The 22028-nt window shown below is 40.3% G+C and carries 17 protein-coding genes; 11 read left to right on the top strand and 6 right to left on the bottom strand.

Features of this window, described 5'->3' with window-relative positions; translation table 11 throughout:
* Position 1 precedes the first annotated feature (1 nt).
* Complete coding sequence (locus FC093_RS07310; protein WP_137261096.1) at positions 2-631, top strand: hypothetical protein; 630 nt, start codon at positions 2-4, stop codon at positions 629-631.
* A gap of 140 nt (positions 632-771) precedes the next feature.
* On the opposite strand, the gene FC093_RS07305 is transcribed toward FC093_RS07310, so the two are convergent.
* The 4 genes from FC093_RS07305 to FC093_RS07290 form a co-directional block, all read right to left on the bottom strand.
* Positions 772-1377, bottom strand: a complete 606-nt coding sequence (locus FC093_RS07305) for a methyltransferase domain-containing protein (protein WP_137261095.1) — start codon at positions 1375-1377, stop codon at positions 772-774.
* Between the two features lie 84 nt (positions 1378-1461).
* Positions 1462-2169 carry a glycosyltransferase family 32 protein gene (locus FC093_RS07300; protein WP_137261094.1) on the bottom strand — a complete coding sequence of 236 codons (708 nt, stop codon included), beginning with the start codon at positions 2167-2169 and terminating at the stop codon, positions 1462-1464.
* Between the two features lie 43 nt (positions 2170-2212).
* A complete protein-coding gene (locus FC093_RS07295; RefSeq protein WP_137261093.1) occupies positions 2213-4447 on the bottom strand; it encodes a glycosyltransferase in 2235 nt (744 codons plus the stop codon).
* 460 nt (positions 4448-4907) lie between these two features.
* Positions 4908-5708 carry an alpha/beta fold hydrolase gene (locus FC093_RS07290; RefSeq protein ID WP_137261092.1) on the bottom strand — a complete coding sequence of 267 codons (801 nt, stop codon included), beginning with the start codon at positions 5706-5708 and terminating at the stop codon, positions 4908-4910.
* A gap of 266 nt (positions 5709-5974) precedes the next feature.
* Here FC093_RS07290 and FC093_RS07285 point away from each other — a divergent pair, with 266 nt between their 5' ends.
* The 7 genes from FC093_RS07285 (at position 5975) to trhO (ending at position 15934) form a co-directional block, all read left to right on the top strand.
* On the top strand, positions 5975-7480 hold the full coding sequence (locus FC093_RS07285) for an arginine deiminase family protein (RefSeq protein ID WP_137261091.1): 1506 nt from the start codon (positions 5975-5977) through the stop codon (positions 7478-7480).
* A gap of 140 nt (positions 7481-7620) precedes the next feature.
* Positions 7621-8556 (top strand): citrulline utilization hydrolase CtlX, encoded by a 936-nt coding sequence (gene ctlX, locus FC093_RS07280; protein ID WP_137261090.1) that lies wholly within the window; start codon positions 7621-7623, stop codon positions 8554-8556.
* A gap of 91 nt (positions 8557-8647) precedes the next feature.
* Positions 8648-8887, top strand: a complete 240-nt coding sequence (locus FC093_RS07275) for a hypothetical protein (RefSeq protein WP_137261089.1) — start codon at positions 8648-8650, stop codon at positions 8885-8887.
* A 234-nt stretch (positions 8888-9121) separates the two neighbouring features.
* Positions 9122-11584, top strand: coding sequence for a penicillin acylase family protein (locus tag FC093_RS07270; protein ID WP_137261088.1), 2463 nt, complete (start codon positions 9122-9124; stop codon positions 11582-11584).
* A 9-nt stretch (positions 11585-11593) separates the two neighbouring features.
* A complete protein-coding gene (locus FC093_RS07265; RefSeq protein ID WP_137261087.1) occupies positions 11594-11941 on the top strand; it encodes a hypothetical protein in 348 nt (115 codons plus the stop codon).
* Between the two features lie 178 nt (positions 11942-12119).
* Positions 12120-14597 carry a DUF5686 and carboxypeptidase regulatory-like domain-containing protein gene (locus tag FC093_RS07260; RefSeq protein ID WP_137261086.1) on the top strand — a complete coding sequence of 826 codons (2478 nt, stop codon included), beginning with the start codon at positions 12120-12122 and terminating at the stop codon, positions 14595-14597.
* A 296-nt stretch (positions 14598-14893) separates the two neighbouring features.
* Positions 14894-15934: an oxygen-dependent tRNA uridine(34) hydroxylase TrhO gene (gene trhO, locus FC093_RS07255; protein WP_137261085.1), complete on the top strand. Its 1041-nt coding sequence runs from the start codon at positions 14894-14896 to the stop codon at positions 15932-15934.
* Positions 15935-16010: 76 nt separating this feature from the next.
* Here trhO and FC093_RS07250 read toward each other — a convergent pair whose 3' ends face one another.
* Complete coding sequence (locus FC093_RS07250) at positions 16011-16934, bottom strand: phosphoribosylaminoimidazolesuccinocarboxamide synthase (RefSeq protein ID WP_137261084.1); 924 nt, start codon at positions 16932-16934, stop codon at positions 16011-16013.
* A gap of 189 nt (positions 16935-17123) precedes the next feature.
* On the opposite strand from FC093_RS07250, the gene FC093_RS07245 reads away from it, so the two are divergent.
* From FC093_RS07245 to FC093_RS07235, 3 genes are all read left to right on the top strand, one after another.
* Complete coding sequence (locus FC093_RS07245; protein ID WP_137261083.1) at positions 17124-20000, top strand: TonB-dependent receptor; 2877 nt, start codon at positions 17124-17126, stop codon at positions 19998-20000.
* 137 nt (positions 20001-20137) lie between these two features.
* Positions 20138-20368, top strand: a complete 231-nt coding sequence (locus FC093_RS07240; RefSeq protein WP_137261082.1) for a type II toxin-antitoxin system Phd/YefM family antitoxin — start codon at positions 20138-20140, stop codon at positions 20366-20368.
* 160 nt (positions 20369-20528) lie between these two features.
* The gene (locus FC093_RS07235) at positions 20529-20762 is read left to right on the top strand and encodes a PIN domain-containing protein (protein WP_137261081.1); all 234 of its coding nucleotides are present in this window, start codon (positions 20529-20531) and stop codon (positions 20760-20762) included.
* A gap of 84 nt (positions 20763-20846) precedes the next feature.
* Here the strand turns inward: FC093_RS07235 and bshA are convergent, their stop codons facing one another.
* On the bottom strand, positions 20847-22004 hold the full coding sequence (bshA, locus tag FC093_RS07230; protein WP_137261080.1) for an N-acetyl-alpha-D-glucosaminyl L-malate synthase BshA: 1158 nt from the start codon (positions 22002-22004) through the stop codon (positions 20847-20849).
* Between the last annotated feature and the right edge of the window lie 24 nt (positions 22005-22028).

Genomic DNA, 22028 nt, shown 5'->3' with positions numbered 1-22028 from the left:
TATGGATTATCAAAAAGAATTTAATGAAATGCTAAACTCCTTAAAAGCTTGTCCAAATGTTACAGTTACTGAGGAGGACTTTTTTGTGAAAGAAGAAATTATTCCTTCCTTTTTTAAAAAGTATAAACATTTAAAAATTATTGAAGAGGAGATAAAAGTTTTAAACGATAATAAGATAGTTTGGGGCTACACTCAAGCCTCTGGAAACACGCTTCCAATGGGAGAGACACATCTTATTAGTATTGAAAAAATAATTTCAACCAAATCGAAATTAGAAGTAAGAATCCGGAATAGTGAAGCGGAAGAAATTCTTGCAGAGCTACTTCCTTTTGACGATCATCCTAATGCTGGTGATGGTATTATGGGATGCCTGAGATGGATGAATGACCAATATGAAATATGGTTGTGCGATGCGCATTTAAATTGTTTTAAAATGAATTTCGGGCTTTCCGAATATTTAAAAAAGCTCATCGAATTAAAAGCTATGTATGGCTGGCAATATCTCTTTGCTGAGCTGGATATTAAAAGCGATGCTTTCAAGGTTATTCGTAAAGAACTTAAAAACAGACTTACAATTTTACATAAATGTTTTCCCAATTTGCCTGTAGACAGTTACTTGAAAAAATTATAAACTATTCTCTTTTATAAATAAGACCAGACAAAGCCTTAATCAGCATTTACCAGAAGTATTTCACTAAAACCTTCTATAAAAAAATTATAAAAGTAGCGTTGCGCAGATGTGATCTTGTTTACTGTTATTTTCTTTAATCATCATATTTTATGCTCCAGCAAAAGCACTATTTTTTTCCATCTAAGCTGATTAACATCCGTTACTGCTTCTCTATTCGTGTACTCCAGTACTTTATACATATTATATGAAAAAGGTGGCTTGGTCAAATCCAAATAATGGAAATCACCCTCATGTATATCGTGATTATCTGTTGCATCTTCCGGGTTGATGCAGTTAGTAATGAGCGCAAATTTATACTTCTCAATTTTTGGTATAAATGATATGATGGTTTGATTTGGCCAATGCTGTAAAACATCTTTAATAAGGATTAAATCAGCATCCGGAAGTTCATCAGGAATACCATCAAGAGATTGGAATTGAATATTGTTTGAACGGTATGTTTTGTTATGATTATCAATTAGTGAATCCACTACATCCAATCCTAAATATTGTACATTGCCCCAATTCACCAATCGTGAAAACTGCCAGTCACCACAACCATAATCTATCACACTTTTAATCTCTTTATCACGAATAAATTGTTCCAAAAACTGCCGGTATATTTCCGTATTTTCAGGCAATGAGCCTTCGCCTGAGCCTTGTCCCCAACCATGATTGACGTAAATGCCAGTGAAAATATTTTTCATGTTTATAGCGTGTTAGGTAGTTACGGAATAATGGAAATAGAATCTTATTGAGTGCTTATATGCGATGAGTGGAAGGCTGGCTTTTTACCAGTTGTGCGTCCAAAAGGTAAGGCAATAAGCTTTTGGAAATACGGCTGCAATTTCTTCTATACTTTTGTTTTGAAGTGTTTGTGCCAGTTGCTGCCTGTCTTCTTTAAAATATTTTCCATTGTTCCAGCCCGTAAAATGAATCCAGTCAAAAGGATAAATTAAATCATGCTCATACACAATGGAATGCTCAGGCTGGTATTTATAAAAAGCCCACTGCAACCGGAATGGCCCTGCATGTTTTTCTACGGTTTGTTCTGCCGGAGGTGCATTTTTTGCATCAGTTGCCGCTTTGAGCCAAAAGTCAAGCCCGGGACGTGATGCCATAAAGGCATTGGGAATTTTATAATAATCATTGTCCAATGACGTGCTGCCTAATACCAGTTCGTATTCTTTTAATAAAGGAGAAAAATTTTTTAAACAAATAAAATCCAGATCCACATATATACCACCATATTTATGCATGTACAAAAACCTGCAAAAATCAGCCTTTTTTATATTGGGTGATAAAGAGGCGTAGAAGTCGTAAAAATCCGGATAATACTCTTTCACCAAATCTGTATTTTGGGCATCCGTCCAAAACATTTTTTCCCAATCAGGATGGCATATTTGCCATGAATCAATCCAGCTTTTTTTGTACACATCAAAAGGAATATGTTCATCTTTCCACGACTGATGAATGATGTTGGGTATTTTGCTGATCATAGGAAATGCTTTCAGTTACGATGAATAGTTTAGCAATGATTACTCACCTTTTTTGCAACACTATCAAACTCTCCGCCTGCTTTATTTTCTGGTATGTTCCTGTATGTAAAAGTTCATCCACAAATGCAATCACACCGGGAAAATAATGAGCATAATCATGAAAGGCAACATATCCGCGACTTACTATCCATGCTTCAAAATGCCAGAAATCTTTTGCAACGCTTGGATAGTCATGCAGTCCATCAATGAACAATAAGGAAATGGGTTGCTTCCATTCCACATCATAGGAGTATTCTTTTATTGGTTCAACCAGTTCAGCTATGCCTGCATTTTGGATGTTTCTGTTAAAGCTTTCCAATGAAGAAGGAACAGATTCAAGCCCCTGATCTACTGCGCCCAACTTGCCATCATGGGGATCGATAGCATACACTTTCGCATCTATACCCAATGCTTTTATAATATTCCCAAAAAGAATAGTAGATTTTCCATGATAACTGCCAATTTCTACAATAGCATAAAAAGGTTGTAATTCTTTAAGTGCTTTACCGGTAATAGCAATCAGCAGGTCTGCCTCGTGGTCAGTTAGCCAGCCTTCAATTTTTTTTATTTGTTCTATTAATGATAATGCAAGCACTAATGCGCTGGATGAATCATCTTCGCAATGTTCCTTTTTACTTTCAATAAAGTAATGATTATTATGCTCCCTGATGTATTTGCGCAAAGGATGTTCATATTTTCGTTCAACGGGGTGAATCCAGTATGCATCTGTTTTATTGAAAGCGCAAGCCGCATCTTGTAAAGTATATGACTTCTTATATTTTACAAAGTCGTAGCTACAGGGATTTGCAACAATATCATACCCCATCAGTTTGACGAGCGTAGGTAAAATCACTTCTTCTGTAGCCCATATTGTTGTCTTCGTCATTATTTCCTGCAACTGCTTATTTTCTTTAAACAGTTTAATCAGATCCCGCACCGCATCTGCCATAAATACCGATGAAGGCCAAAAGGTCCAGTGTACAAATTGAGATTCACCTTTAGGAAATTGCTTTAAAAAAGGCTTCCATAAGTCATATTCCTGAAAAGCCTGAATAGCCGGCCATACATCCGAATCAGTAGCATCATCAGTTGATATCCTTTTAGGTTTATTAGAAAACATGCCAATGTCAGATGCGGAAGATAGAAATGCTCCAACATATTCCCGATATCCTGAACGTATCAGCAACTGGTCGGAATCAACACAGGTAAATGTATCAAACGATAAATTTTCCAGGGCAAATTGCATACAATCCAATGCAAACGGATGGAGGTAACCATGTTTTACGGGGCAAGGTTTGGGATGTATGATTGCCCCAAACCGGTTATATGGAAATTGGCTTTTAAAAAGGTTCGTATTTTCACCGCCATTATACAGCAGAATGACCGATGCCCGATCGTGATAATGCAGATTGCGTACAAGATCAATAATACAATTTTCATCTTCATGTACGAGGCATGCATATACATTTTTTATTGTTTTTGCAGGAGTGTGTATAAGACGCTCTTGTATAGGATGCCCGTTTATTTTTAAGTGCGCTGCTTCGTCATTCTGGTTATGATAGCACACCCAATCGCCATCAATAATTGTACGTATTGTTTCTGTAGGATAGCTATGCCACCATCCGCCGTCTGTTTTTTTAGGGCTCACATTGTTGTCGTGAATCATGTGTACGGCAATGCTGCTATCACTTAATACCTTTACACGGTCGGGAGGTGTTGCCCATACAAATAAACCATCCATGCCTACATTCACATCTGCAAACGGATGCTCATTCCACAATTCCTTTTTATAACATAGCGAACTCCCTAACAACCAGGTGCGCTGGTCGGGTGGATAAACGTATTGGTAGGCATCACCATTGCGGAGATCATAATAGAGTAGTTGATTAATACCACAAAGATCCTTTCCTTCCGTTAGTAACGTATTCACCTGATAAGCTAAACGCCTTGGGGCATACCAGTCATCATCGTCCCAATTAGCAATGATACTTCCCAACGCGTATTCACACGCAAGATTTAGCTTAGCGCCAAGACTAATTTTATAGTCTAAACGATAGTATTTGACAGATGGAGTATCCGGTATTAAGTCCTTAACTGCATCAGTACCATCATCAATAATTATCAATTCTTTATGCGCATATTCCTGCCTTAAGAAATACCGTATAGCCTGAGGCACAAACCTTCTCCTGTTGTATGTAGGCATGATGCAGGATACAAGCAGTGGAGCAGTATTATTCATATACAATCTTTTTAGGTTACAGGTATGATAGTATAAGAAAACTGTATAGTTGTCGAAGACAGATAGTATAAAGCAAACAGCGAATACAAGCTATTTACCGGGCATATACTCTTCTGCAGTAAGTTTTATTCCAGTCTTTTAAATCTGTTTTAGCTTTTGTATTACTCCGGACTATGGTTGTAATGTTATCAGTCTGTATGTATATATACTTAAATAATGAAGCTTGGGATAAATCATTATCAATAGCACCTTAAAGATAAAGGAATAAATTATCGTCTGTTAACCCGTATTCAAATATACGGCCTATCTACTAAGTACAGGCAATGTATTTAATTATATGAAAAGCTATATAAAACAAGAACTACAGGTTCCGTGCAAAGGAGTTAAGCGCTTGCTATAACAATAGCAATATGCAGCATTCAACACTTCTGTTCATCCTTAGCAATCGCTGTGCAGCCACTTACTCTTTCAAAAAACGTGTCACTTTTTCTGCAAATGCTTTAGTGCTCCAGGCAGTATTATGCTCGCCGGGAACCGTCATAAATGTTGCGCCGGGTATCATAGCCGCCAGTGTTGCACCATTGCCATTTGCGCTGTCTTTATCTCCGCAAATAACAGCTACCGGAATATGAATTTGCTGTAGCTCGGCAGCACTGGTGGACGGCTGCTCTTTTTGTTGAAAAGCCAGTGCCTGTATGTCCAATCCGTTCTTTTTTGCATTATTTACCATATCGTGTAATGCGGCTACCGTATCGGCAGCCAGCGCATGGTAAAACTGTATGCGGCGTGGCCATTGCGGATTGGTAAATTGCTCGCCCATGCCACCAATTACTGCTTTGGTAATGCGTTTATCCAATACTAATAATCTTGCTGTAATAATAGAACCGCGCGAATAACCAATCACATCATACGTTGGCAGTTGAAGCAGCGTTGCAAGCTGCATGACATCTTTTGCCTCTGCATCGTTGGCATACGCTTCAGCAGTATGTGGTTTATCGGAGCGCCCGTTGCCACGAAGGTCTAAGATAATTACTTTATAGCCGGTTTTTACCAATGTATCGTACAGCAAAGTATGCTTCCAGTTGTTGCCCGTATTCATAAAACCATGCACTAAAATCACTGGTGCGCCGCTACCCTGCACTTCGTAATAAATGTGTGTACCGTCGGATGCTGTAAAGTAGTTGCCATTCGAAGCTAAATTACCCTGCTGTGCTAATAAATAAAGCGGCAGTAAAAAGATAAAAAGCAGTAAGTATTTCATGGATGTGGTTATTGTAAACAAATGTAGCAGTTTATTGCATCTTTGCTTTCACCGCGGAGAGCAGGAGCAAATGAAGTTTACGCAGCGTTTCATAAATATTTTGCTTTCCCGCTTTACTACAAACAAAAGAGTGAGGTACTGACATAAACGTTGAAGATTCTACAAAAAACGCGCTGCGAGAAACTCTATTTACTCCTGCTCTCCGCGACGGAATTCCTTTTTTTTGCTCCCTTTCTTTTTACTTCTTTTGCATAATATTATTTTGTATGCCAAATGAAAATAACATTCACGTAAGTTCCGAATTAGGTGCGCTGCAGCGTATTATTATTCATAGCCCTGATGGTGGTATTGGCAAAATTGTACCTAGCAAATTTAAAGACTGGTTGTACGATGATACCGTTTTTTTGAAACAAATGCGGAAAGAGTACAACGATTACGTAAAGCTATTGCTGTACTTTTTAGACCCCGAAAAAATACCACATATCCAGGCCTGCGAAAAGCAACAAACAGATGACAGCCAGCTCGATTGTTTTAAGCCTGGCAACCCGGCTTATTTCAACAGCGATAAGGTGTTGGATGTAGAATACCTGCTTGCAAAAGTGCTGCGCGACAGCCACTTGCGCGACCGCATTATTGCTTCGGTTTGCGCTATTGAAGGTTGCAGCTATGCCACCGAAAAACAACTGTGCGAAATAGCAGATGAACACGAGTTGGCCAAAGTGCTCATCACCGGCGTATTACCGCAAAAGAATCCTAATAAAGTACAATTTGTTTTTCAGCCGTTACCCAACTTTATTTTTACCAGAGACATCAGCATAGTTATCAACAATTATTTATTGCTAAGCAAAGCAGCCACCGAAGCGCGCGAAAGGGAATCCTTGCTTATGCGCTACATTGCCTATCATGAGTTGTTTACCGATAAGCAGGAGTATGTAATTGAGATTAATGAATCGAATGATTTTTTCTTGTTGGATGAAGTACAGCAACAGCAGCGCAAAACATCGCTGGAAGGTGGCGATATTATGATGATTGCACCTAACCACATATTGGTAGGTTGTAGTGCGCGTACTACACCTAGCGCTGTAAATAAAATTGTACATGCTGTATTTAAAAATAAAACCGGTATTGAAAAAGTAACAGTCATAAAAATACCAAGCCAGCGTGCCATTATGCACATAGACACGGTGTTTACGCATGTGCGCAAAGACGTGTGGGTACTGTTTGGCCGCTTTTCGGAAGTGCTAATGCGGGAGCGCAATGAACAAAAATTTTCTTATTACGACGACTTTACCAATAACGATGAAACGTTTGAAGAAGTAGAGATTATCCGTTTTTACAAGCCGGCACACATCACCTACAACCCCGCTGCGGATTACCGGCAGGATATTGTATTTAAAGGCATGGAAGATTTGCTGCGCAACATTAGTATTAAGGATTTTGATGTGCCGGAAAACGAAGTAAAAATTGTGTATAGCGGGAATAATATTTTTCCGTATGATGAGCGGGAACAATGGACTGATTCCTGCAATTTATTAGCGCTTAAAGATGGAGTAGCTATTGCTTACGACCGCAACGAAGAAACACTAAAGGCTTTCAAAGAGGCTGGTTTTAGCATTAAAAAAGCAGAAGAGTTGTTTAATGATTTTGAAAGCAGCGAGCTCACGCCCGAAAAGGTAAAGGATACGATTATTATTTTATCGAGTAATGAATTGTCTCGTGCACGTGGTGGTGCGCATTGCATGAGTTTGCCGTTGTTAAGAGCAGAGCTGTAGTTCTTTCTGAACCACAGAGCCATGGAGACACAGAGAAGCGCAGGGAAAATTTATTAAATAGCTCGGAGATAATTTTATGTATTGCGAGGAAATATTGCGGACTTCATCATTCCCAACTTTAAACATTAAACAAAAAAACAATGAAACAAACCGCCACTACCCTACTCATGATACGTCCTGCCTCGTTTGGATTTAACGCCGAAACGGCGGCCAGCAATGTGTTTCAGGGCAGTGTGCCGATGAGCGAACACCAAGTGCAGGTAAAAGCAGTAGAGGAGTTTGACCGCTTTACCAATACATTAAAAGTGCATGGTATTGATGTATTGGTAATTGAAGACACGCCCTACCCGGTAAAGCCGGATGCCGTATTTCCCAACAACTGGTTTTGCACTTTGCAGGATGGCACTGTTGCAACTTTTCCCATGCACACTGCCAACCGGCGCATAGAAGTGCGTAACGATCTAATACAAACTTTAAAAGATAATTATATTGTAACCAACACCGAAGACTGGACCACTTACGATGCCGACAACTTGTTTTTGGAAGGCACCGGCAGCATGATCATAGACCATGAAAACAAGATAATTTATGCCTGCCTTTCGCCCCGCACCAATAAAACTTTGCTGGAACAATTTGCACAAGCGCATGGCTACACAGCAGTGAGTTTTCATGCTATGGATGAAAAAGGTATTGAAGTATATCATACCAACGTAATGATGCATATAGGAGTGGATTATACAGTAATATGTTTAGACACAATTAAAGATGAAACAGAGCGAAAACAAGTAGTGGATTCACTTAATAAAACAGGACATAAAATTATAAACATCAGTATGGAGCAGGTGCATCATTATGCCGGCAATATGCTGCAGGTAAAGAGTAATGATGGTGTACTTTATACCATACTTAGCCAGCAAGCTTACAATAGTCTGGACGGGCAGCAAAAGCAACAACTACAGGAGCACACCAATTTATTGCCTGTAAATATTGATACTATTGAGACCGTTGGCGGCGGCAGTGTACGTTGCATGATGGCCGAAATCTTTCTGCATAAAAAAAGAGTTGCAACAGCATGATACACCAGTAAGCTTCTCCTCCGAATCTTTCTTTATGCAAGTTGTTTTTGCTGTAACATGTAATTAATCTCAAACAGATAAAAATATTCCTTTGAAAAAGCTATTCATTGTTTTTGCATTAGGTGTTTTTGCCTCCTGCAGTAATGGCACTTCAACCAGCAATGCGCAGGATTCTGCTTCAAATGCAGTTGATTCTGCACAAACACAACAAAAAGATGTGGTAGATTCTGTTGCCAGTGCACAAAAAAGTAAGATTGATTCTATCAACCAACAGGAAGATGCATCTGTTGACTCTATTGCAGCAGCTAAGAAAGATTCCACTAAAAAATAAGCAATTAAATTTTTACTGCTGTTTTCTGTAAACAGAAAAACAGCAGTAAGTGGTTTTTTCAATAAGGCAAGCAACCGTTAGAGGCAGCCTTTATTTTTGAGAGGTTTTTTATTGTATATTGTTTATGCTTAATGGTGATATTGTAATGATGATGGTAATAAAACTTAATTAACGCTCCTATCCTACTTATTCCATTCTTTCTTAAATTGCCCTTTTATACCCAACACGCCGTTTATGAGAGTTGTGCCATTTTTTATTTGTGCTGTTATTACCATTGCATTAATAGTATTATTCAACATACAACTGCCGGTTGGCAGCAGCAAAACACCACGTCTGGGCTTTTTCTTATCACCACAAACCGGCTTTTGGCAAAATGCCGAAGATGTAAGTAAACGCTATGACGCCAACATCCAATCTGCCGGTTTGAGAGGCTATACAGAAGTGTATCTGGACAGCAATCTGATTCCGCATATTTATGCCGACAACGATGCCGATGCCTACTTTGCGCAAGGGTATTTACATGCAAAGTTTCGTTTGTGGCAAATGGAATTTCAAACCTATGCAGCAGGTGGCAGGCTGAGTGAAATAATGGGTGATTCTGCATCGGGTAAAAATTTTTTGGCAATAGATAAATTTTTCCGGCGCATGGGAATGGTATATGCTGCTGAAAATTCGTTGAAAGTAATAGAAAGTGACCCATCTTACAAAGCGGCACTCGATGCTTATACAGCCGGTGTTAACAGCTACATCAACAGTTTATCGGAGAAAAATTATCCTTTAGAATACAAGCTTCTCAACTATGCGCCCGAGCCGTGGACAAACATGAAAACGGCGTTGTTTTTAAAATTTATGGCGTACGATTTAGCCGGTTACGAGCAGGACTTTGAGATGACCAACGCCAGAAATTATTTTACGCAGCTACAATTCAACAAACTCTTTCCTTACGGGCAGGACTCATTAGAACCAATCATTCCCAAGGGCACTGCTTTTGCACCACCCGCAATTACACCAAAACCACCCGCCGATGCCGATTCGTTGTATTTTCATTTTAATGACAGCGTAGGTGTACCTCTAAAGCCTATTGTTCCCAATAAAAATAATGGCAGCAACAACTGGGCTGTTGCCGGCAGCAAAACAGCAAGCGGCAGTCCCATTCTTTGCAACGATCCGCATCTTGGTCTCAACCTGCCTTCGCTTTGGTTTGAAGTGCAGATCTCCACACCGGAGTATAATGTATATGGCGTAAGCTTCCCTGGTTCGCCTTCGGTTATCATAGGCTTTAATGATAGTTGTGCATGGGGCGTTACCAATGCTTCGCGCGATGTGAAAGATTATTACGAAGTGCATTTTAAAGACAGTACAATGCGTGAATATTGGTATAATGGCAAATGGCAGCCCACTACTTTTAGAAAAGAAGTAATTAAAATAAAAGGAAAGCCCGATGCAATAGAAAATATAGCGATGACCGTATGGGGACCGGTAATGTATGACCATAGTTATGGCGATAAAATGCACGATAATAAATACTATGCAATAAAATGGAGCGCACACGCAGGCAGCAACGAAGGCAAAACTTTTATGCTGCTCGACAGAGCAAAAAATTATAACGATTATGTAAATGCTATTTCCTTTTTCCAAACACCCGGACAAAACTTTGCGTTTGCTTCTAAAAAAGGCAACATTGCTATTTCGCAGCAAGGTGCTTTCCCGGCCAAATGGAAGCGGCAAGGACAGTTTATAATGGAAGGGAATAATGATGAATATGCGTGGCAGGGTACTGTTCCGCGTAACGAAAATGTGATTATGCTCAATCCTGCACGCGGCTTCGTAAGCAGTGCCAATCAATATCCTTACGATACGTCTTACCCCTATTACATGGGCGGCTCTTACGAGATGTATCGCGGCTTTATCCTCAACCGGCGGTTACGTGCCATGCAAAATATTACAGTTGATGATATGATGCATTTGCAGAATTACAATTACAACGTTTTTGCGGAAATGGCGCGGCCTGTATTGTTAAAGAATATGGATGAAACAAAGCTGAACAGTATTGAAAAAAAATATTTTGATATATACAAATCCTGGAATTTAAGCAGTGATGCCGATGCACCCGGCGCCAGCATTTTTGTAACGTGGTGGGACAGTTTGATGCAGTGTATGTACCGGGATGAATTTTCACGCACTACTTTGCCAATGCCGAATGTTGAGCACAGCACGTTATTAGAAGGCCTCTTAAAAGATACGGCTTACGAATTTGCCGATGACATTACTACTCCGCAAAAAGAAACTGTTTCGGACGAAGTGATGAAAGCGTTTAAAAAAATAATGCCGGTAATACAACATGCAGAGGAGAAAGATTCATTGGCCTGGGGCAAATTTAAAGATGGTGGCGTTAAGCATTTACTGGGCATACCGGCATTGAGCGATTTACATATCAATGCAGGCGGCGGCGTACACATTTTAAATGCCTTTTATAAAGATCACGGGCCAAGCTGGCGCATGATTGTAGAGCTTACGGATGAAACGAATGCATACGGTATTTATCCCGGCGGACAGAGTGGTAATCCAGGCAGTCCTTACTACGATAATATGGTTGATGATTGGGCAACGGGTAAATACCGCAGGCTGCAAATACTGCCAAAAAACCATTTTTCTACACAAAACACCAAAGGAAAAATTACTTTCACCCACTCTTAAATACACCATATGAAGTTTATTGTTGCGTTGCTGTTTACCGCTTTATTTGGTTATTTTTTACCACTATTTTTACCTTGGTGGTCGTTTGTCATTGCTTCTTTTATAGTGGCTGTTTTTATTCATCAAAAACCCTGGAAAGCTTTCCTGGCAGGCTTTATAGCCTTGTTGCTGCTGTGGGGTATTTACGCGGTTGTACTGGATAATCCCAACCAGCATATTCTTTCTACCAAAGTGGCGCAAATATTGCCTTTTAACGGCTCGTACATGGCGCTGATTATTACAACAGCTATTATCGGCGGCTTACTATCGGGCATGGCAGCATTGACGGGAAGCTACCTGAAAGAGGGGAAGGTCTGAACCGGAATTCCCGGGATGAATAGGATGATGAGGAAAATTAGAGAAGTTTATAAATTTAAAAATAAAAGAGAGCTAATCTATTTACGCTGTGCATCTCTGTGCTCTTCCCGTCTTTGTAGTTCAAAAGCCCGCAATACAATTACTTTTGGCAGCTAAACGGCGTTATTGAGATAATGATATGAAGCAAAGAGATTATAAAAAAGTTCCTTTATTATTAGTTTATTTATTGATGACACTTGCCGTAGCTGCACAAAAAATAACCGGGCGCATTACCGGCGAATTAGGTCAGCCACTTCCATTTGCGTCTGTTACTATCAAAGGCACCACTACCGGCGTAGTTGCCAATGCCGAGGGTGTTTTTAGCATAGAAGTGCAACCCGGAAAATACACTTTAGCATGCCAGCATATTGGGTATTTTTCAAGCGAAGTAGAAGTAAGTGTTGGCAATGCCGATGTAAATATCAACATCAATCTGCCGTTGCAGCAATACAATCTTTCCGGCGTTACCGTACATTCCGGTGGCGAAAATCCGGCGTATGCCATTATTCGCAAAGCAATACAAAAACGTCCGGAATATGAACACGAAATAAAGGCATTGCAATGCGATGTGTACATCAAAGGGAGGCTGCAGCTGCGTAGTCATCCGCAGCGTTTTTTAGGACAAAAAGTAGATTTACCCGATACGGCTCAAAATCAAACCCTTTTTTTATCCGAAACGGTTGCGCGCTATTCAAAAAGCGAGCCGGATAAAGAAAAAGTGGAAGTGATTTCCACCCGCGTAAGCGGCAACAGTAGTGGTTATGGTTTAAGTTTTCCTCAAATCATTTCTTTTTACAACAACAATATACAGATTGGCGAAAACCTTAACCCACGTGGCTTTGTATCGCCTATTGGCGATAACGCACTTGACTTTTATGATTATAAACTGAATGGAACTTTTTACGATAATGGATTAATGATTAATCATATCCGTGTTATTCCAAAACATGCTTATGAGCCAACTTTTAACGGTTACATCAACATTATTGAAGATAGCTGGCGCATTTACAGTGTGCAGCTTACCATTCTCAAAGAACAGCAAATGCAACTGCTGGATACATTGAAAATAGACCAGCAATACATACCGGTTGGCAATACGTGGATGGTAAAGCAACAGGTAATTTATCCATCTATGAATTTGTTTGGCTTTTCGGGGTATGGCGATTTTGTGCAGGTGTACAGCAACTACAATTTAAACCCACATTTTGATAAAAACTTTTTCAACAATGTCATTATTAAATATCCCGACAGTAGCAACAAAAAGCCTGCGCCATATTGGGATACCATTCGCCCGGTGCCTTTAAATGCGATTGAAAAAGAAGATTATCGAAAAAAGGACAGTTTAGAAATATTGAGGCAAAGTCCGCACTATATAGATTCTGTAGATAGAAAAAAGAATAAGCCTAAGGTGATTCCATTAATCCTTACCGGACAAACATTTATTCACACCAGAGAAAAGCTCACTTATACTTTCGATCCGCTTATTAATGTACTTAACTACAACACGGTAGAAGGTGCAGATATTATATTCTCGCCCGACATTACCAAGCGCTGGGGCACTGGCAGAAGGTCGTTATTTATCAGCCCCACATTAAGATATGGTTTTAGCAACGAACACTTTAATGCGCACCTTACCGGCAATTACAACTGGGGAAAACGATATGCCAACTCCTTTTATTTCTCCGGTGGCAGGCGCGTGTTTCAGTTCAACAACAATCAGCCAATTACTTCTTTCAGCAATACTCTCGGCTCTTTACTTTTCAGGCGGAATTATATGAAAATATATGAAGCGGCTTTTGGCAAGCTGGCATTTACCAAAGGTATTGGCAATGGTTTTACAGTGGGCATTTCCGGCGAGTTTCAGGACCGCTATCCGCTGCAAAACACTACTGATTACCACATGTTTAATTTAGCTAAAGAAAGGGTACATTTTACACCTAATTATCCTTTCGAGATTTCCAATAGTAACATTCTGCATCACCAGGCAGCAATTGCTTCGGTAAATATAAGTTGGCAACCCGGTGCAAAATACATTGAACTGCCTTCGGGAAAAATAAACATCGGCTCTGATTATCCCGCCTTTGGCGCATCGCTTACACAAGGCATTCACGGCCTTGCCGGCAGCGATGTAAACTATACCAAATGGACAGGAAATGTAACCGATGATGTGGATTTAAAGCTTGCCGGTACGTTTAGCTATCGCGTGATGGCAGGTGGTTTTTTAAACCGCAAAAGCGTCTTTCTTCCCGATTATCAATACTATTATGCCAACCGCGGTGTTGCTGCAACGGAGTATTTAAATAGTTTTCAGTTAATGCCATATTATGCGTTTGGCAACACCAATAAATTTTATACCGAAGCGCATGTAGAATATCATTTGAATGGATTACTCACGAATAAAATTCCGCTGATGCGACGCTGGAACTGGTTTTTTGTAGTGGGTGGCAATGCGTTGTACTTGAAAGACAAACAATACTATGAATACTTTTTGGCAATAGATAATATACTTAAAATATTCCGCATTAATTTCATTCAAACCTACGAACCGCAAGGGCACAATACCAGCGGCATTACATTTTCTGCGGCAGGATTGCTAACGAGCAAAAAGGAAGATTGATAAGATTTTAAAATGATGAATCTGATGTATTTACTGATATTGCTGATGAATGTTTTCAAAAGAACGCATATAGCACACTTCTAACATAGCAAGCAACAGATCTGAGGAAATTTTATTTTGTTAGCATAAATTGAAGTTTGTATCAGTTTCATCAGTAAGCAATCAGTATAATTATTATTTTAAATGCTATACTTATCTTCGCACCCACAAAAATTTCGCCCGTCCTGCAAACGGGTCTGTTTGTAAAATAGAACATTGGCAATGTTATTTGTCCTGATGTCTTGAAATTTAAAATTATGGCAGTATTACACAACCGTGTTTCGGCAGAAGAGCTGAAGAAGCGTTTATACGAGGAAAAAGAACCGCGTACCACCGTTAGTTTTTACCACTATTTTGAAATTCAAAATCCGCTGGATTTTCGCAATGAATTGTATAAGCAACTGGAAGCACTGAAAGTATTTGGTCGCATTTATGTAGCCAAAGAAGGTATCAATGCGCAAATAAGTGTACCACAAAGCCATTATGAAACATTCAAAAATTATCTCTATTCCATTGAGCCGTTAAACGGTGTTAGGCTGAATATTGCTGTAGATGACGATGGTAAATCGTTTTGGGTATTAAAGATAAAAGTGCGTGACAAGATTGTAGCAGATGGCATTACCGATGAAACCTTTTCCATGCAGCGCAAAGGCAGGTATGTAAACGCCGCGCAGATGAATGAACTGCTGCAACGCGGAGGTACTATTGTAGTGGACATGCGCAATCATTATGAGTATGAAGTAGGACATTTTGCAAATGCACTCGAGGTACCTTCTGATACCTTCAGAGACCAATTGCCAATGGCAGTGGAGATGCTGAAGGGAAAGGAATCGGAGAATATTATTATGTATTGCACGGGTGGTATCCGTTGCGAAAAAGCAAGTGCTTATTTATTACACAAAGGCTTTAAAAATGTGTACCATTTGGAAGGCGGCATCATCAACTATGCCAGGCAGGTAAAAGAGCAGCAATTGAAAAGTGAGTTTATAGGTAAAAACTTTGTTTTTGATAACCGCCTGGGCGAGCGCATTACGGATGATGTGATAGCTCGTTGCCACCAATGCGGCAAGCAGTGCGATACACATGTGAACTGCAAAAACGATGGCTGTCATTTACTCTTTATTCAATGCGAAGAATGTGCCGAAAAATACGCAGGTTGCTGTAGTGTGGAATGCAAAGACACCATTCACATGCCGGTAGAGCGGCAAAAAGAAATAAGAAAAGGTATAGATAAAGGACAGAATATCTTTAATAAATCGAAAGTGCGATTGAGACCGGGATTGAGAGAGAAAAGTTGACAAAATATAGAATAACTTCTAACAGTAAGTTGCAATTGAAGTTGGTTCCAATCTGTCATCTATATCCCAATAACTATCATCTATTTTTTAAATAGGCTTCCACCCTTTCATACACTTCTTCATCGCTCATATCAACAGGTGTAAAAGGTTCTCCAATTACCTGTTCATACAGTTCTATATAGCGCTTACTGATAGTGTTTACCCACTCATCGCTCATAGGCGGAACGGTTTGTCCTTCTTTGCCCATGAAGTTGTTTGCAATCAGCCACTCGCGCACAAACTCTTTGCTCAATTGTTTTTGACGTTCCCCTTTCGCCTGTCTTTCCTCAAAGCCATCTGCATAAAAATAGCGCGACGAATCGGGCGTGTGTACTTCATCCATTAAATATATTTCATCACCTATTTTACCAAACTCATACTTCGTATCTACCAATATCAAACCACGCTGTGCAGCTATTTGTTTGCCACGTTCAAACAGTTGCAGCGCATAGTTTTGGAGCGTGTTCCATTCTTCTTCAGTAGCCAGTGCGGTCTTAATAATTTCCTCTTTGGCAATATCCTCATCATGCCCTTCGGCAGCTTTGGTAGAAGGGGTGATGATAGGTGTTGGGAAAAAACCGTTCTCTTTCATTCCATCAGGCAATGGCACGCCACAAAGTGTACGCTTACCGCTGCTGTAAGTGCGCCATGCATGGCCGGTAAGATTACCACGAACAACCATTTCTATTTTAAAAGGTTCGCATCTTTTGCCCACAGCAGCCGTGGGTGCCGGTGTAGCTATTAGCCAGTTGGGGCAAATGTCTTTCGTTGCATTCAGCATATATGCAGCAACCTGATTGAGCACCTGCCCTTTGTAAGGAATTGGTCGCGGCAGTATTACATCAAAAGCAGAAATACGGTTGCTGGCAATCATTACCAGCCGGTCGTTGCCTATGTAATATACGTCTCTTACTTTGCCTTTGTAAAAGGCCGTTTGATTGGTAAACTGGTGGGACATCATACTGCAAAAGTAAAGCGCCGCCACGTATTTCACTTTTATTTACAGAAAGGAAATTTCAACCAATTATCTACATAATCCGGGTATGCAATTATGCTATAAATAAGCCAGGTAAATAATGAGAAAATATAACTAATTTGCTTATCAAATTACCAACAATCCCTATTTTGCTTAACATATAAAAACTGCTTTATGAGATTAGTACACGCATGTTTGTTTTTTGTACTGTTTATTTCTGCAAAAGCAATTGCTCAAAACACCAATACAATATCTGGCACCATCAAAAGCGAAGCAAGTAACGAATCACTTTCGGCTGTATCGGTATTGCTAAAAGGCACCACCATCGGTACTTATACTGATGATAAAGGCTTTTTCAAACTATCTTTTACGCAAGCATTACCAATAACCCTTGTTATTTCATCTATCAGCTACGAAAGCAAAGAGGTAACAGTGAGCAGTACTGCCGAGCCACTATCTATTACACTTACACCTTCTTACGCATTAGGACAAGAGATTGTAGTAGGCGCCAGCCGTGTGCCGGAGCGTATTATGGAATCGCCGGTATCTATCGAAAGAGTAAATGCTACTGCCATCCGCAATACGCCAGCTACTTCGTATTACGATATGCTGGGCAATCTCAAAGGTGTGGACATCACTACTTCTTCTTTTACCTTTAAAACACCCAGCACACGCGGGTTTAATGGCAGCGGCAATCTGCGATTCAACCAGTTTGTAGATGGTATGGATAATGCAGCACCGGCACTTAACTTTTCGGTAGGCAGCATCATTGGGCTTACCGAATTGGATGTGGATAATATGGAATTGTTGCCTGGCTCCTCATCTGCACTGTATGGCTCCGGCGGTATGAATGGCACACTGTTGATTACCAGCAAAAACCCATTCAAATACCAGGGTTTTAGTGCACAGGTAAAAGAGGGCATTATGCACGTTGGCGATCCGCGGCATAAGGCTACGCCATATCATGATATTAGCTTCAGGTGGGGCAAAAAAGTATCTGACAAGTTTGCTTTTAAAATCGGCAGCCAGTTTATAAAAGCAAACGATTGGGTAGCGAATGACAAAACCAACCTGGCCCGCAACAATGTATTGAGTAATACAAAAGCGGGTAACCGGACTACCGACCCCAACTATGATGGTGTAAATGTGTTTGGCGATGAAGCCAGCGCAAGTATGAATGCGTTTGCGCAGGCTGTGGTGTTTGGTCCGTCAAATCCGGCATTAGCGCCGGTTACAGCCGCGCTTACACAGGCTTATGGACGTCCGCCTACACAAGCCGAGATAATCAACTATTTTGCCACATCAACAGACCCCAGCCTTGCGCCGCTCAGACCATTTGCGGCTGGCCTTGAAAACAATATTTATGTTGATGCACAAGGAAATCCGCAGAATGTAAGCCGCACCGGTTATGATGAAGTTGATTTGGTGGACTACAATACGTATAATGTAAAAGTGTCCGGTGGTTTATATTACAAATTGAATAGCAACACCGAAGCTTCTTTAACCGGCAACTGGGGTATGGGCTCAACAGTGTACACCGGCGCAGACCGTTACTCACTTAAAAACTTTACAATGGGTCAGTACCGCCTGGAAGTAAGAAGCAGCAACTGGTTTGTGAGAGCTTATACCACGCAGGAAAATTCGGGAGATTCTTATGCCTCTACTATTGCCGCACTTACCGTTAACAATGCGTGGAAACCTGATGCAGATTGGTTTGCACAATATGTCGGCAATTATTCTGGTGCCGTTCTCCAGGGAACACCTGCAGATCAAGCCCATGCTTACGCACGCTCCAAAGCCGATTCTGGCCGCTTTTTGCCGGGCAGTACCAATTTCAATCAGGCTTTTGATAAAGCTAAGTCATTACCTATTGGCCATGGCGGCGCTCAATTTGCCGACCAATCTGACTTGTACCAGGCGGAAGGGCAATTAAATGTAAGTCAATATGTAAAAGTGATTGACGTATTAGTTGGCGCCAGCTACCGGCTGTACAATCTCGATTCCAAAGGAACCATATTTGCCGATACCGCTGGGCCAATCAAGATAAATGAATACGGCGCTTACCTGCAATTGCAAAAGCAGTTATTTAAAGATGTATTGAAGCTGACAGCCAGCGGACGGTATGATAAGAACGAAAATTTCAAAGGCCGGTTTACACCACGCTTTGCAGCTTCCATAAAAGTAGCTACCGACAACAATATTCGCTTATCTTACCAGCAGGCATATCGTTTTCCTGATAATCAAGATCAATATATCAACCTCAATTCGCCCGGCAGCAAGCTGATTGGTGGTTTGCCTTCTTTTGCCGCTTTTTATCATTTCGATACCAATCCGGTATATACTGCCACCAGTATAGCAGCCTTCCGTAGTACCGGCGATCCAACCAAATTGCAGGCTTATCAGTTTACCACCGTAAAGCCCGAAACAGTAGAATCTTTTGAAATAGGTTATCGCGGTGTTATTGCCAAACAATTACTCATTGATGCTTATTTCTACAGCAGCAAATACAACGATTTTATTGCACGTGTAGCTGTGGCCAGAGGTGCAAGCGGCAATCCTGCCACTTCGGTTGTTGAGTTGGCAAGTCCTTTTACTTCATCCAACTTTTCGTTTGTTACCAACAGCAATACCCCCGTTAAAGCTACTGGCTGGGGTATTGGTTTGGATTATAAATTTAATAAAGGCTACCTGTTAAGCGGTAATGTTTATTCAGATGAGTTGCACGACGTTCCGGCAGGATTAGTTACTTTTTTTAATACGCCAAAATACCGCTACAACATTGGTTTTTCCAACGATAACGTGTTTAAAGGTTTAGGATATAATATTATTTACAAGTGGCAGGATAAAGTATTTTGGCAAGGCACTTTTGGCACCGGCACTATACCGGCATTTGGTACTTTGGATGCACAAATCAGCTATAAATTGATTAAAGCCAAAAGCATGTTGAAGCTGGGCGCTACCAACCTTACCAATCATTACTATCGCAATGCATTTGGCAATCCTTATGTAGGTGGGTTGTATTATGTAAGTATCGGTTTTAATGTTTTATAAAAAGAATATTAATAACCAAAAAAGCGCTTCCTTGCAGAAGCGCTTTTTTGGTTATTAATGAGTGTATGGAATATACAGGATAATGACAACCGCTTATAAACCTGACAAATAAAGTTTACTTTTGAAAAAGGCATTTTATGAAAACAATGAGCATAGGTGAATTGAAAACACACCTTTTAGAAGCCTTGAAGTATGTAGAAAAAGGTGAAAAAACAGGCATTACATATTGCAGGAAAAAAGAAATAAAAGCCTTATTGGTACCAAAAGATGAAAATGTACCTCAGCGGAAATTAGGAATTTTAGAAGGGAAGGAATACTTTATGTCGGACGATTTTAATATTACAACCGAAGAAGAATTTGAAATATGATTTATCTGTTGGATACACATGTTATTATCTGGTTGTTGTTTGAACCTGAAAAGCTATCTCAAACAGTTCAGCAAATTCTTTCTGATACGCAGACACGATAATTACAAGTGCAGTCAACTTGTAGGAAATTTCAATAAAATACAACTCCAATAAACTTGGTTTGGGCAATCTGCAGCCGGATGATTTACCTCAGTTAATTATTGATCCCGGCTTTAGACTTGAAAACCTTTCTATAAATGACAGTAGTTCGCTTTTTCACCTCACCGCTATCCATCACAAAGATCCTTTTGACCGTATGCTGATATGGATTGCTATCAATAACAACTACACACTAATAAGCAACAATCAAAATATACAACTGTATAAAGAAGATGGTTTGAAAGTAATCTGGTAGTTTACTTTCAGGTTGAATAACCTGCAATAGTTTGTTTATAGCCCAAAGCCTTTACATAGCAACCTTATTGACTTTAGCATACCACTAATATCCTTCTTCGTCTTCGGCTTTGCTGCACTCCATGGTACAAAAACGGCTGTACAATTCTTCGTACTGCGGTACAATGTTGTGAATATCATATTTGCAGGCATTATCGAATGCTTGTTGCTTAAAGGTGTTTAGCAATTCATCATCACTCAACAATTTAATAGCATACTTACTCATTGTAGCAGTATCACCCACATCTGCCAGATAGCCGGTTACGCCATCTATATTAATCTCCGGCAAGCCACCCGCATTAGAGCTTATCACCGGCATGTGCGCCGCCATGGCTTCCAATGCAGCTAAGCCAAAGCTTTCGTATTCCGAAGGCAACAAAAACAAATCGGATACTGCAAATATCTCTTCCATTTGCTCCTGCTTGCCCAAAAAACGTATGTCATCATGCACCTTTAACCGCCTTGCCAGTGTTTCGCAGCCGGGGCGCTCGGGGCCATCGCCAATCATCAACAATTTAGCAGGTATTTGCTTGCGTACCGCTGCAAATATTTTTATCACATCCTCCACCCTTTTTATTTTACGAAAGTTGGAAGCGTGCACCAGTACTTTTTCGCCATGCGGCGAAATAACTTTCCGGAAAGCATCAATAGGTTTTTTACTAAAACGGCTTACATCTACAAAGTTGTAAATGACATCTATTTCTTTGGTGATAGTAAAAGAAGAATATGTTTCCTGCCGCAAGTTTTGCGATACCGCCGTAATAGCATCACTTTCATTAATAGAGAAAGTAACTACCGGCTCGTAGGTTTTATCTCTGCCCACCAGCGTAATGTCGGTGCCATGCAGCGTAGTAATCACCGGAATATCGCGACCACTTTTTCTTACAATTTGCTTAGCCATAAAAGCCGCCGAAGCATGTGGTATGGCATAATGCACGTGCAGCAAATCGAGATCGTGATTCATAATTACATCTACCATACTGCTGGCAAGTGCTACTTCGTATGGCGGATAATCAAACAATGGATACGTAGGCACATGCACTTCGTGGTAAAAAATATTGGTATTAAAAACATTCAACCGCACCGGTTGCTGGTAAGTAATAAAATGTACATGGTGTCCTTTATCGGCAAGTGCTTTACCAAGCTCTGTTGCCAGTACACCACTGCCGCCAAAAGTAGGATAACAAACAATTCCTATTCGCATCAGGTAAATTTAGAACCGCAAAGA

This window comes from Ilyomonas limi, assembly GCF_005233845.1.
GTDB lineage: Bacteria > Bacteroidota > Bacteroidia > Chitinophagales > Chitinophagaceae > Ilyomonas > Ilyomonas limi.
Note: the sequence above shows the minus strand (reverse complement) of the source record. Positions and strands in the feature narration are given on the sequence as shown.

Excerpts from the sequence above, each read along its gene's own strand:
- FC093_RS07305 (WP_137261095.1), bottom strand. The coding sequence starts at position 1,377 with ATGAAAAATATTTTCACTGGCATTTACGTCAATCATGGTTGGGGACAA.
- FC093_RS07260 (WP_137261086.1), top strand. The coding sequence starts at position 12,120 with ATGAAGCAAAGAGATTATAAAAAAGTTCCTTTATTATTAGTTTATTTA.
- FC093_RS07290 (WP_137261092.1), bottom strand. The coding sequence starts at position 5,708 with ATGAAATACTTACTGCTTTTTATCTTTTTACTGCCGCTTTATTTATTA.
- FC093_RS07245 (WP_137261083.1), top strand. The coding sequence starts at position 17,124 with ATGAGATTAGTACACGCATGTTTGTTTTTTGTACTGTTTATTTCTGCA.
- FC093_RS07240 (WP_137261082.1), top strand. The coding sequence starts at position 20,138 with ATGAAAACAATGAGCATAGGTGAATTGAAAACACACCTTTTAGAAGCC.
- FC093_RS07265 (WP_137261087.1), top strand. The coding sequence starts at position 11,594 with ATGAAGTTTATTGTTGCGTTGCTGTTTACCGCTTTATTTGGTTATTTT.
- bshA (WP_137261080.1), bottom strand. The coding sequence starts at position 22,004 with ATGCGAATAGGAATTGTTTGTTATCCTACTTTTGGCGGCAGTGGTGTA.
- FC093_RS07295 (WP_137261093.1), bottom strand. The coding sequence starts at position 4,447 with ATGAATAATACTGCTCCACTGCTTGTATCCTGCATCATGCCTACATAC.
- trhO (WP_137261085.1), top strand. The coding sequence starts at position 14,894 with ATGGCAGTATTACACAACCGTGTTTCGGCAGAAGAGCTGAAGAAGCGT.
- FC093_RS07300 (WP_137261094.1), bottom strand. The coding sequence starts at position 2,169 with ATGATCAGCAAAATACCCAACATCATTCATCAGTCGTGGAAAGATGAA.
- FC093_RS07285 (WP_137261091.1), top strand. The coding sequence starts at position 5,975 with ATGCCAAATGAAAATAACATTCACGTAAGTTCCGAATTAGGTGCGCTG.
- FC093_RS07270 (WP_137261088.1), top strand. The coding sequence starts at position 9,122 with ATGAGAGTTGTGCCATTTTTTATTTGTGCTGTTATTACCATTGCATTA.
- ctlX (WP_137261090.1), top strand. The coding sequence starts at position 7,621 with ATGAAACAAACCGCCACTACCCTACTCATGATACGTCCTGCCTCGTTT.
- FC093_RS07250 (WP_137261084.1), bottom strand. The coding sequence starts at position 16,934 with ATGATGTCCCACCAGTTTACCAATCAAACGGCCTTTTACAAAGGCAAA.
- FC093_RS07310 (WP_137261096.1), top strand. The coding sequence starts at position 2 with ATGGATTATCAAAAAGAATTTAATGAAATGCTAAACTCCTTAAAAGCT.